The following is a 12,852-nucleotide window of genomic DNA, read 5'->3' on the forward strand; positions in this document are numbered from 1 at the left end:
CGCCGCTATATGTACAAAGTGGCCTACTGATGCGACTGCTGTGCATTGGCGACAATGTCGTCGATCGCTATCTCGACCGGGGCACCATGTACCCCGGAGGCAACTGCGTCAATGTTGCGGTCTTCGCTGCCCGCGGGGGAGCCGAGGCCGCTTATGCAGGAATTCTCGGCGATGACGCGGCCGGCCAGTTGGTGTTGGCGGCGTTGCAGGCCGAAGGGGTCGACACTTCCCACGTCGTCGTCGAGCACGGCGACAATGCCTACGCGTTGGTCGAGTTGATCGACGGCGACCGCGAGTTTCTCGGCTCCGACAAGGGAGTATCGCTGTTCGACCTGGACCAGCGAGCCGTCGCGCTGGCCAAGGGGTACGACATCGTCCACACAGCCTATTCGCAGCGCTGGGAAGACCAAGTCCTGAGGCTGGTCGAGGCCGGCTGCACGGTCGCCTATGACTACGGACGCAACTACTCGCCGGCGTCGATCGCCAAGGTGCCGGGGCTGTGGCTGGCGGCGTTTTCCGGCTCACATCTGGACGAGGCGGGCCTCGAGCAAGTGGCGCAAGCGGCGCTTGAGGCCGGGGCACACTACGTGCTGATCACCCAAGGAGCCGATGGTGCGACCCTGTGGTCGGGCCAGCAGCGCTGGCACCAAAGCGCCGACCACGTCACCGTCGTCGACACGCTGGCCGCCGGCGACGCCTATCTGGCGTCCCTGATCGTTTCGCTCGCCGATGGCGCGGACGAGACACCGGCAATGGCCAAGGCAAGCGCGGCATCAGCACGAGTTATCACCGTTTGGGGAGCATTCGGACACGGCGCACCCGATCAGGGCGCGCCGGTGAAACAGGGAGTTAACTGATGGGATTGCGATTCGGTGTTGACACCGGTGGCACCTTCACAGACGTCTGCGCATACGACGACCACACCGGTCGTGTGCATGTGCACAAGGTCTCAAGCACACCGGACGACCCCGGCCGGGCCATCGTCCAAGGCGTCACCGAACTGCTCGGCAAGCTGGACGACCGCCAGATCGGCGACATCACTTACTTCGCACACGGCACCACGGTCGGCACCAACACGCTGCTGACCAACACCGGTGTGCCAACCGGCCTGATCACAACCAAGGGATTCCGTGATCTGCTCGAGCTCGGACGCGGACGCCGCCCCGACATGTACGACCCGCAGGCCGATAAGCCGATCCCGTTGGTGCCCAGGCATCTTCGTCTCGAGGTGACCGAACGGTTGCGCTATGACGGTACGGTCATTGCCCCGCTCGATGAGGACGAGACCCGCGAGAAGATCCGCGAACTGCGCGACGCGCATGTGAACGCGATCGCGGTCTGCTTTCTCTACAGCTACCTAGACCCGACTCATGAACGTCGAGTCGCAGAGTTGATCGCCGAGGAATTCCCCGAGGCATATGTCTCGCTATCGTCGGTCGTGCTGCCGGAATTCCGCGAATACGAACGACTCTCGACCGTGGTAACCAATGCCTACGCAGGTCCTGTCGTCTACGGATATCTCTCCAGGCTGCGCCGCACATTGGTTGATCTCGGGCTGAAGACCGAGCCGCAGGTCACCCAGTCGAACGGTGGGGTCATTCCATTCGGTATGGCCGAAGAGGTGCCCGTCCGGCTGGTCCTTTCCGGCCCGAGCACAGGTGTGGTGGGTGCGTCCGATATCTGTTCGTCGGCCGGGTACCCCGACATCATCACGTTCGATATGGGCGGCACATCGTCCGACATCTCATTGGTGCAGCACGGTGAGCCGCACGTCACCTCCGGCATGGAGCTTGATGGACGCCCGATCCGCTCGCCAATGCTCGACATTCATACCGTGGGTGCCGGCGGTGGATCGATCGCCTGGATCGACTCCGGAAAGCATCTGCGTGTCGGGCCGCAATCGGCGGGCGCATACCCGGGGCCGGCGGCTTACGGCAACGGCTGGGAGCCGACCGTGACCGATGCGAACGTCGTGCTCCATATGCTCAACCCCGAATACCTCCTCAATGGCCAGATGAAGATCAGCGAGGAAGCGGCTGTTGCCGCTGTGAAGCGTGTTGGAGACCCGCTCGGCCTGGAGGTCTATGAGGCAGCACTCGGCATTCTGCGGGTGGTCACCGCGAACATGGCCAGGGCCATCCGGGTCGTGTCGGTGCAGCGCGGCTACGACCCGCGCGACTATGCGCTGGTGCCCTTCGGGGGCGCCGGCCCACTGCACGCCTCGCGGCTGGCGCGCGAGCTGAGCATCTCGAAGGTGGTGATACCAGAGATTCCTGGAGCCCAATCGGCAATGGGTCTGTTGATGACCGATGTGCGCACTGATTTCATGCGCACCCAGATGACTGCGCTCGACCAGGATGATCCAACTGCGATCGCGCAGGTGCTTGAAGAACTCGAAGAACAAGCCGCTGTCTGGTTCGCTGCCGAGGGAACACCCGTTGATGAACAGAGTCTCGTCCGCCGCCTGGAGATGCGTTATCGCGGGCAGAACTTCGAGCTGCCCATCGACATCGAAGGTGAGCACGGGCTCGAGACCACGACGTTGGCCCAGGTTGTGGAGTCCTTCCATAAGGCGCACGAGCGGGTTTACGGATTCCATGCGGATAACGATCCGATCGAGGTCGTGACCTTCCGTGTTCAGGCCGTCGGTGAGGCGGATCGTCTTGAGTTGGTTAAGTCCGAGGTCGATGGAGAGTCGTCAGATCCGGCACTTGTCGGCGAACGCGAAGTCTTCTTGAGCACCGAATTCGGGTTCCGGAAATGCCCGGTATACGAGCGAGGGAAACTGCTTCCGGGCAATCGGCTGGCGGGGCCGGCCATAGTCGAGCAGATGGATACCACGACCGTCCTGCTGCCCGGGGACGCCTGCGAGATCGACGAATACCGCAATCTTGTAATTGAGATCGGAGCTCAGCAATGACCGAGGTATCGGCTCAGGACCCGATTCTGGTGGAAGTGATCTCTTCCGCGCTGTCCAGCATTGTCGAAGAGATGAGCGAGACGCTGGTGAAGGCCGCGTTCTCGCCGAATATCAAGGAACGCCGCGATTGCACGGCGAGCCTTTTCAACGCCAAAGGCGAGGCGATCGCCCAGGACGAGGGTGGATCTCCGCTGCATCTCGGTTCGCTGATGGGTGTGATCGCCGCCATCCGGGAGCGGATCCCCGACGATGACATAGTCGAGGGAGATGTCTTCATTGGCAACGATCCCTACACCGGCGGTGGCTCGCATCTGCCCGATATCGTGCTCGCCGCCCCGATCTTCGTGGGCGACCGGCTGACAGCATGGACGGCCACTCTGGCCCACCACGCAGATTTCGGCGATCGCGGGCACGCGCATATCTTCCAGGAGGCCATCCGAATCCCCACCGTGCACCTGGTGCGCCGGGGAGTACTACAGCAAGAACTCCTCGAAGTGATCCTGCTGAACTGTCAGATTCCGGACGAGCGTCGTGCCGATCTCAGGGCTCAGCAGGCCGCGCTGCACACCGCAATTCAGCGTTATCTGGAATTGTGTGAGCGTTATGGGCGCCAAACGATGGTCGATGTGGCGACCGAATTGCTCGATTACACCGAGCGGCGTACCCGGGCCGCCATCAAGGATTTCCCGGATGGCCGCTTCACCTTCACCGACACGTTCGATTGCCCAGAATTAGACGAAGAACTCGAATTGAAGATCGCTGTCACGGTTGCCGGGGAGGAGATCACTTTCAATTTCGACGGCGCTCCACCGCAGGTGAGAGCAAGTGTCAATGTGGTGTGGACAGGACTTTATGCAGCCTGCTATTACACGTTGAAGACGTTGATCGACCCCGACATCATGCCGAACGCCGGTCTGTATCGTCCGGTCACGATCAAGGCTCCGCTTGGCAGTATTTTGAACTGCCAGGCCCCGGCCGCCGTAAATGGTCGCAGCGAGACGTGCCAGCGGGTCGTCGACCTGATCATCGGAGCGCTGGCTCCGGCGATCCCGACCAAGGTCACCGCAGCCAGCAACGGCGCGAACACCGGCGTCCATTTCTCGGGTTGGGATCCCGTTCGTGAACGCGAATTCGTGTATTTGGAGACCATCGGCGGTGGCTGTGGCGCCCGGTTCAACAAGGACGGCCTCGACGGCGTTCAGGTACACATGACGAATACCTCCAATCTGCCCGTCGAGAGCCTGGAAGCCGAATACCCGCTGACGGTCGAGGCCTATGAGCTGATCGATGATTCGGGCGGCATCGGACAGTACCGCGGTGGCATGGGCATCCGGCGCAAGGTACGAGCCGAGGTGGACGATGTGCATTTCTGGCTCGACACCAGCCGGCAGAAGTCGCAGCCCTGGGGCTTGTTCGGTGGCGGACCAGGCACATCCGCCACCTGCGAATTGAACGACGAGGCTCGCCCGGTCGATCACGGCTATACAGTGCTCAAATCCGGAGATTCCGCATCGATCGAAACGGCCGGTGCAGGAGGCTATGGTGACCCGGCAAAGCGATCACCGGAAGCCATTCGAGAAGACCTGCAGGCGGGGAAGATAAGCAAAAGGGCGTCCGAGAAGTATTTCTTGGAACAATGAAGCCAGAATCTACGGAAACAGGTTTCGCAGGCAGTGTTGCCGAGGCAATCGTCCGCTGGTGGGCTCCATGTCACGGCAGTACACAAAAGCATCACGAAGATTCGACCAAACGGAAATGAGAAAGGACTGACGGCATGAGGAAATTGACTGCACGAAGCCCGCATCTGGCTGGTTTCTCACCCGGCAGCGCCAAGCGATTCGCGGCGCTCACTGCGGCGGCGGCCGTAGTCTTGACGACCGGATTGGCCGGTTGCTCAACGGGAACCGAGACGACCGGCGGGGGAGGCACCTCCAGCCAGACACTGAGCTACGGTCTGTCGGCCGAGCCGCCGGGCTTCAAGACCGGTGTCGACCAGGGATCAGCCAACAAGGAGATGCTGACCCTGGTTCGCAGGGGACTGCTGATGTATGACGGCAAGGGCGAGGTCGCGCCCGCCCTGGCGTCCGACTATCAGGTTTCGGACGACGGGCTGACCTATACGTTCACGCTGCGCCCTGATCTGGAGTTCTCCACCGATGCCCCGCTGACCTCGGCCGACGTCAAGAGGACCTTCGAGTTTCTCGCCGTCCCGGATAACGGTGCCGCCGATCAGACGTCGTACGCGAACATCGCTTCCATCGACACACCGGACGACAGCACCGTCGTGCTGAACCTGACCGCTCCGCAAACCTCGCTGCCCAAGGTGCTCGCCGGCCCGCTCTCGGCGATCGTGCCCGAAGAGGCCGTGGATGCCGACGGTGTACCGATCGGTGCCGGCCCATTCAAGATAACCGAATACAACAAGGGTGTTTCCTACACTCTTGAGGCCAATCCGAACTACTACGACGCCGATTCGGTGAAGCTCGAGAGCATCGACGTCACCTTCATGGCGGACGCGCAAACCCGCGTGAAGGCATTGCTCGGTGGCCAGGTGCAGTTCATCGACTACGTGGCGGCCTCCGACTACCAGTCGCTGGAAAGCGCGGATGGGGTCACCCTTGCCAAGGCGCCGGGGCTTTACGGCACCCTGCAATTCAACCTCACCGACGGCCCGCTGGCGGTTCCCGAGGTGCGCCAGGCGATCGCATACGCCATAGACCTCAATTCGCTGAATCAGGCCGGAACGCTCGGTTATGGCACCGCCTTCGGTGGATTGCCGGTTCCCAGTGACAGCGAATACTTCAACGAGGAACAGGCTCACCACTTCGACCGCAATATCGACAAGGCGAAGGAGTTGCTCTCCCAGGCCGGATACCCCGATGGGGGCTTCAGCCTCGACCTGCTCACCACCTCGCAGTACTTCGGATTCACCGAGCGTGCGCAGGTTATTCAGAGCAACCTGGCCGACGTCGGCATCACCGTCAACCTGGTGACCGGCGACTACGCGAACCTGATTGCGAACGGCAATAGCGGCAACTACGATCTGCTGGTTGGTGGACCGCCGGCCGCAATCAACGACCCCTCGTCGCTGTCTGGCGCCTTCCTCGGTGGTCCTTCCTTCGTGCGTTCCTTCGGCATCAATCAGGATCTGTATTCCGATCTGCTTACCCAAGGCGCGAAGACTCCCGACGGCCCGGATCGCGTGGCTATCTACAACCAGATCGGTGAGATTTACCTTCAGGATGTTCCGTTCGTGACCTGGGGTCAGGGCACGGTGGGATTCGCCTACTCGGACGATGTTAAGGGATTTGAGATGCTGTCCGGACCGATCGTCTACTCCTCGGTGTACAGCTTGGCAAACGCCAGTATTGCTGGCTGAACCTCATCTACTGACCCGCGTCTCGGCCCCGATCCCCGGAGGGATCAGGGCCGAGGCGCAGTCGGCGGATCCGATGCAATCGACGCCCGATAACTCATCGGAAGGGTCACAACAATGAAGTACATACTTGTTCGCCTCGGTTTGGGCATCGTCACGATCTGGGGTGCCGTGACGGCGGTCTTCCTGGCGTTGCACGCCGTCCCCGGTGGCCCGGCGTCGATCATTCTGCAGGGCGGTGCCGGCGGCGGAGACGTTAACCCCGCAGCCGTTGCCGCGCTCGAGAAAGAACTCGGGCTCGATAGGCCGTTGTTTGAGCAGTACCTGACCTATCTCGGCCGGCTGGTGACCGGTGACCTGGGCAATTCGATCAAGTATTCGAGTCCGGTCACCGAGATCATCGCGGCACCGTTGGGAAATACTGTGGTGTTGGTGGTGATGGCTGTCATTATCGGCGCCATTGTCGGCATCACGTTCGGGATCTTGGCCGGCAACTGGCCCGGCAGCGTACTCGACCGGATCATTTCCGGCCTGCTGTCGGTCGCCGTCTCAACGCCCGGATTCGTCATCGCAATCTTCTTGTCCATCTACCTCGGAACCCGTCTCGGCTGGTTCCCCGCGCTGGGATTCACCCCGCTTTCTAAAGGAGTGGGTCCGTTCCTCTATCACGCGTTCTTACCCAGCCTCGCTTTGTCATTCGGTTTCCTTGCGATGCTCGGACGAGTGACGAGGACCTCGATTCTCGCAGTGCGGCGGGAGGACTGGGTGCGTACCGCGCGAGGCATGGGTCTTGCGCCGGGACGTGTCTTCCGGCGACATGTCTTCCGCAACGCCGTCAACCCGGTCATCACGGTTTCCGGGCTTCAGATCGGTGCGCTGCTTGGTGCGACCGTGTTGATCGAGCAGGTATTCAACTGGCCGGGAATCGGAAGCACGCTCCTCAACGCAATCAATAGTCGCGACTATCCACTGGTGCAAGGCATCGTCATCGTCTTCTCGGTGGTCTTCGTATTGGCGAATCTCATCGTCGATCTGCTTTACCGACTGCTGGATCCCCGAGTGGAGGGCTGAGCACAATGCGTGGAATCTTCCAATCAATGTGGAGACGGTCGAATCCTGGGCTATTCGTTACGAGTTGCTTCGTTTTCGCACTACTGGTTTTCATCTTCGTCTACCCGCTGGTCGCACAGCAGGACCCGCTGGTCCAAGATATTGCGAATGCATTCGCACCGGTGGGAACATCGGGCCACATCTTGGGAACTGACAACCTGGGACGAGACACTTTCGTCCGCCTTATCTACGGACTGCGCACGGAAATCATCGTGTGTGGTGCCGGAACACTGATATCCGCCGTTATCGGGACGCTGCTCGGCATTCTCGCGGCATATTTTCAGGGTGCCACCGACTTGGTCGTGATGCGGGTGGTCGAGATCATTTTGGCATTCCCGAATCTAGTATTCGCGATGCTGATCGTTTCGCTCTATGGCGCAGGCAATAGTACGGTGGTGGCGATCTGTGGTGTCGTCTTCATTCCGGGCTTTGCCCGCCTGGTCTACGGAGAGGTGCTGTCGCTGAGAAGGGCGCTCTACGTGGAGTCCGCCGAGCTTTTTGGCGGTAGTCGCTGGCAGCTGATCTCCGGACCACTGTTACGAGGCGTCGGCCCGCTGGTCTTGGCTCAAGGCTTCTTGACTTTGGCATTCGCCGTGGGACTCGAGTCAGGACTCAGCTTCCTGGGACTGGGCATCGTGCCACCGTCCCCCTCGCTCGGCCTGATGATCTCGACAGGTCAGCAGTACTTCATGCAGGCACCCGCACAGCTGCTGATTCCCAGCGCCGTGCTGGTGCTGTTGCTGGTTGCTTTCGGTTATGTGGCCGACTGGGTGCGCGACCTGCTCGATCCTCGTGGGGCCGAGAAGTCGAAGCGCAAGGCCGGGCCCAGGCAGGTGCCCAGCTTCCAGGTGACCCAGGGGGTGAGCGCATGAACGCGCAGCACGACCTTCTTCTCGAGGTCAAGAACCTCACCATCGGCGTTCCGGGAACCGAGATCGTTCACGGAGCATCATTCTCGGTTCCGCGGGGCAAGGTGGTCGCCCTGGTGGGCGAGTCCGGCGCGGGCAAGTCGATGACCGCCATGTCGATTCCGCATCTGCTTCCTCCGGGGGTCGAAGCCACCGGCTCGATCAACTTCGACGGCACAGAATTGATCGGCGTATCCGAGAAGGAAATGCAGCATTTCCGGGGCCCGGAGATCGCCTGCGTCTACCAGGAGCCGATGACGGCGTTGAACCCGCTGCACACCGTGGGGGATTTCCTTTCGGAAGCTATCCGCTCGCATGCGACATCGGGATCCACCGGTGCTCAGCGGGATCCGCAGGAATTGCTGAACCTCGTCGGGCTGGGAGGATTCGGCGATCTGCTCGATCGCTATCCGCACCAGATTTCCGGCGGTCAGCGGCAGCGGATCATGGCGGCCGGTGCCGTGGCCTGGAAGCCCAAGCTTCTCATCGCGGATGAACCCACCACCGCGCTCGATGTCACCACCCAGCGCAACGTGCTCGCAATGTTCCGCGAACTGGTGGAACACGAGCAGATGTCGATGATCTTCGTCACCCACGACATGGGTGTGGTGGCCGATATCGCTGACCATGTCGTTGTCATGCGCCACGGCAAAGTGATGGAGAGCGGCGATGTCTTTTCGATCTTCGCCGACCCCAAGAACGACTACACCAGGTCACTGCTCTCGGCAGCGCGGGCCCTGCACGGCGTGAGAGCCGCGACTGCGGACGGCTCGGAGATCGAGGAATCGGCAAGGCAAGCTGCTGGGGAGTCCGTCAGGGTCGGTGCAGTCACCGATTCACAGGCGAAGCCGGTGCTCGAAGTGACCGGTCTAACGGTGGAATACAAGAACAGCCGTCGCCGCCGAAGGTCCGTGGGAGTCAGACAGGCGGCCGTGGCCGAGGCGGACTTGTTCGTCCGGCCCGGTGAGACGCTGGGCATCGTGGGTGAATCGGGATCGGGCAAATCGACGATCGCCCGATCGATTCTCGGACTGACGCCGACGACCGCGGGAACCGTCTCCATCGCCGATGCCAACATGATCGGATTGCGAGGCGCGGGCAGACGACGGGCGCTGTCTCATCTCGGAATCGTCTTTCAGGACCCAACATCGTCGCTTGACCCGAGCCTTCCGTTGTGGCGCATCCTCACCGAACCGCTGTGGCGCAGCGGATCGATCAGGGACGCTCGCGAGCTTCGCAAGCGAGCGGCCGGCCTGCTGGAAGACGTCGACCTCGATCCGGCCTGGATCAACCGGCGGCGGCATGAGTTGTCCGGTGGCCAGCGGCAGCGGGTGGCGATAGCGCGCGCCATCTCGCATCGGCCCGAGATTCTTCTCGCGGACGAGCCGACCTCGGCTCTGGATGTCACGGTTCAGGTGAGGGTCTTGGAGTTGCTGGCCCGTCTTCAGCAGGAGCAGCACTTCGCCTGCGTTTTCATCAGTCACGACCTCTATGTGGTGTCGACGATCTCCGACCGTGTCATGGTGATGAAGAACGGCCATGTCGTCGAGACAGGACCGACCGACGAGGTGATTCACAACCCGGAGAACGAATACACCAGGACGCTGCTGGGCGCCATCCTTGTTCCGGACCCGGTTGCGCAGCGTGCGCGCCACGTTCTCACCTGAGGACCCCCCCGGAGCATGGGACGGCCCCGGTACTCGAAGTTTCAGCAAGTGAAGGAGTGTGAGTGATGAAGGCGAAGTACGCAACGCCAGGACGCTTCGGTCTAAAGGAGGTGGCAACCGGAACAGGCGGAATGGTGGTCACCTCCGAGCCGATCGCCGCTAGTGCAGGTGCGCAGGTGCTCCGCGAGGGCGGCAACGCGATGGACGCGATCTTGGCGGTGGCCGCCACCCAGCTGATAACCGAGCCGCACATGACCTCGCTCACCGGTGGAATCTCGCTCGTCTACCGGGATGCGGCAACCGGCGAGGCCTCGTACCTGTCCGGAAACGTGAACGCACCCTTGGCCGAACTGCCCGATTTTGTCGGCGCTGACCTGTCCCGCGGCCGGGGCGTGCCCGTCCCCGGCTGGTGGCCGGCTTTCGTGGCGGCCCACGAACGATTCGGCTCGGTGTCGATCGCTCGTCTGCTGGACCCTGCGATCGACGCGGCCCGCGAGGGGTTCGCCGTGTCGCCCTATCTGTTCGGTTCGATGTACGTCGCTCGCGAGAATCTGGGACGCAACCCACAGTCGCGCGAGATCTTCTTCCGGGATGGCTGCCTCATCGCCCCCGAGGAGGCGCTCGTCCAAGAACGTGCTGCGCGCACTCTCGAACGGCTGCGCGATGAGGGCATGGACTACTACCTCAGTGACTTCGCGAAGGCATTCTGCGAGGAGAACCAATCGGACGGTGGAGTCATCACCCAGGCCGACTTCGACGGCTACCGGCCGGAATGGGCTGCGCCCGTGCAGGGCACCTATCGTGGCTTCGACGTCATCGGATCGGCCCCACCCGACGATGGCGGAATGCAAATAGTCGAGGCCCTGAACATTCTGGAAAACCTCGATCTGCGGGATTCGGGGCCGGCAAGTCAATCGCCGAAGACATTGTCTGCGCTGATCGCGGCACATAATGCCGTCTATTACGCAGCACCGCGGGAGAAGCGATTCCGCGAGAGTAAACAGGTCATGGACGTCTTGCTCTCCAAGGAATACGGACGCCAGCGCTTCGAATTGCTCGACACTCTCGCCCACCCGATGTCGGACACGCCGCCGAGCCCGGGGACGATTCATATCTCCGTCATCGACGCCCAGCACAACGTGGCGACCATGACGCATTCGCATATGGCATCGGGTTGGGTCAACGGGCTGTATGCCGAGGGATTCCAACTGTCCGGTGGCGGATCGTTCTTCCAGCGGGTCATGCCGCAGCCGGGGGAGCGGGCGACGATCTACCTGGCACCCAGCATGGTGCTCAGAGACGGCAAGCCGGTGATCGTTTCGGGGTCGCCCTCGGTCTCCCTGGTTGCCTGCGTGCTGCAGAACCTGGTCAACCTGATGGATTTCGGCATGAGTATCGAGCAGACCGTCGCGGAGCCGCGGTTTGGTGCTCGTCCGCATGAGCCGGCACGCGGCTGGTTGCCCGGCACCACCGTGGAGTCGGGCTACGAGCACGGCGTGCTGGACGAGGTGCGCAAGTGGGCGGGGCAGAACAGGTTGTGGTTCCACGACATCGGCCCCTGGAACTCGATGACCGGCAATTTCGACGGCATCACGATCGATCCGGCCAGCGGGCTGATGCGTTCGTGCGCCGATCCTCGTCGGATGGGTATGTCCATCGCTGTCTGATCATGGATCGCGGCGTGATTCTGCACCACCTTCCACCTATCTGGTGGTGTGCTCAGAGCTGCCGGGTGCTGGCACGCGTCAGCACTTCACCCGGCAGCAGGACATCGGCTTGCGGTTCAGTGGGATGCGCGAGTCGCCGGATCAGCAGTTCGGCGGCCGCTTGGCCCAAATCGTGCATCGGCTGATTCAGCACGGTGATCTGCGGGCTCACGAGCGTCGTCCAATCCTGATCATCGAAGCCGATGAACGACAGGTCGTCCGGAATCTCGGCGCCGAGACGCTGCAACGCCTGGAAGCTGCCATGAGTGACCACCGAGTCAGTAGCGAACAGTGCGCTTGCATTGGTGGCAGCGAGTTGCTCGGCCACGGCATCGGCCGCCGCCAGATGGTTATACGGCGCATCAATGATGAGTGCGGGGTCGGCGCGGATTCCGGCCTCCTGCAACGCAAGAAGATAGCCGCGCAGCCGTAGCGCCGATGGGCGTGTGGCGGGCTCGGTTGAGTCGAGCAGGCGGGCGGCGTTGTCTGGCACCTGCGTTGCGACGGCAATCTGAGTGTGGCCAAGATCAATGAGGTGCCTGGTGGCCAACCGGGCGGCTTCCTCATGATCAAGCGCTACCAGAGGCAGATCTGCCAACCCTGGCCCGCGGCGATCAAACAACACGATCGGCAAGCCACGCTGAGCGAGCGTCCGCGCGATATCGGAGCCATCCGCGATAACGGGAGCGAGTATCAAGCCATCGACGCGCTTCATGGCGAGCAACTCCAGTGAGTGAGCCTCGATGGTCGAGTTGTTATCCGTGTTGATGATGATGACTTCGAGCCCGGCCGCCCGCATCCGATCGGTGAGGCCACGGACCACGGCCGAAAAGAACGGGATGGAAATATCGGGAATAACCGCGCCGATCAGCTTGGAACGGCCTTCTGACATCGCTCGCGCCAACGCGTTGGGATAGTAGCCGAGCTCTTCCGCGGCCTCCAGCACCTTCTTACGGGCCGTCTGGCTTGCCGATCCCCGATTGCTCAGCACCCGCGCGGCCGTCGATTTTGAAACCTGTGCTGCACGCGCCACATCGGCGACTGTCACCGAATCAGCCCTATTGATCGTCATCACGCTTTCCTCGCGGGAGTATAAGAAGCATCTTAGGACCCTTAGGGTCCTTAGTACCCGGCGCGCATGTGGACGACCGGCGCAAGCGAGGTG

Annotated in this window: 9 protein-coding genes; 8 read left to right on the forward strand and 1 reads right to left on the reverse strand. The window is 62.0% G+C overall.

Annotation, left to right across the window (positions count from 1 at the left end):
* From AAFP05_RS03380 to AAFP05_RS03415, 8 genes are all read left to right on the forward strand, one after another.
* Positions 1–857: PfkB family carbohydrate kinase (locus tag AAFP05_RS03380; protein WP_341728449.1), on the forward strand; the 857-nt coding region annotated here is incomplete at its 5' end.
* The gene (locus AAFP05_RS03385) at positions 857–2,920 is read left to right on the forward strand and encodes a hydantoinase/oxoprolinase family protein (RefSeq protein WP_341728450.1); all 2,064 of its coding nucleotides are present in this window, start codon (positions 857–859) and stop codon (positions 2,918–2,920) included. The genes AAFP05_RS03380 and AAFP05_RS03385, both read left to right, overlap by 1 nt.
* The gene (locus tag AAFP05_RS03390) at positions 2,917–4,560 is read left to right on the forward strand and encodes a hydantoinase B/oxoprolinase family protein (protein WP_341728451.1); all 1,644 of its coding nucleotides are present in this window, start codon (positions 2,917–2,919) and stop codon (positions 4,558–4,560) included. Before AAFP05_RS03385 ends, AAFP05_RS03390 begins: the two co-directional genes overlap by 4 nt.
* A 134-nt stretch (positions 4,561–4,694) precedes the next feature.
* Positions 4,695–6,299: an ABC transporter substrate-binding protein gene (locus AAFP05_RS03395; protein WP_341728452.1), complete on the forward strand. Its 1,605-nt coding sequence runs from the start codon at positions 4,695–4,697 to the stop codon at positions 6,297–6,299.
* A gap of 114 nt (positions 6,300–6,413) precedes the next feature.
* On the forward strand, positions 6,414–7,367 hold the full coding sequence (locus AAFP05_RS03400; protein WP_341728453.1) for an ABC transporter permease: 954 nt from the start codon (positions 6,414–6,416) through the stop codon (positions 7,365–7,367).
* Between the two features lie 26 nt (positions 7,368–7,393).
* Complete coding sequence (locus AAFP05_RS03405; RefSeq protein WP_341728454.1) at positions 7,394–8,278, forward strand: ABC transporter permease; 885 nt, start codon at positions 7,394–7,396, stop codon at positions 8,276–8,278.
* A complete protein-coding gene (locus tag AAFP05_RS03410; RefSeq protein ID WP_341728455.1) occupies positions 8,275–9,981 on the forward strand; it encodes an ABC transporter ATP-binding protein in 1,707 nt (568 codons plus the stop codon). The genes AAFP05_RS03405 and AAFP05_RS03410 overlap by 4 nt, the downstream gene beginning before the upstream one ends.
* Before the next feature lie 65 nt (positions 9,982–10,046).
* Entirely contained in the window at positions 10,047–11,648 is a 1,602-nt protein-coding gene (locus tag AAFP05_RS03415; protein ID WP_341728456.1) for a gamma-glutamyltransferase, read from the forward strand.
* Positions 11,649–11,700: 52 nt separating this feature from the next.
* Here AAFP05_RS03415 and AAFP05_RS03420 read toward each other — a convergent pair whose 3' ends face one another.
* Complete coding sequence (locus AAFP05_RS03420; RefSeq protein ID WP_341728457.1) at positions 11,701–12,759, reverse strand: LacI family DNA-binding transcriptional regulator; 1,059 nt, start codon at positions 12,757–12,759, stop codon at positions 11,701–11,703.
* Between the last annotated feature and the right edge of the window lie 93 nt (positions 12,760–12,852).

Origin of the sequence: Brooklawnia sp. (assembly GCF_032229645.1) — a bacterium.
Classification (GTDB): domain Bacteria; phylum Actinomycetota; class Actinomycetes; order Propionibacteriales; family Propionibacteriaceae; genus Brooklawnia.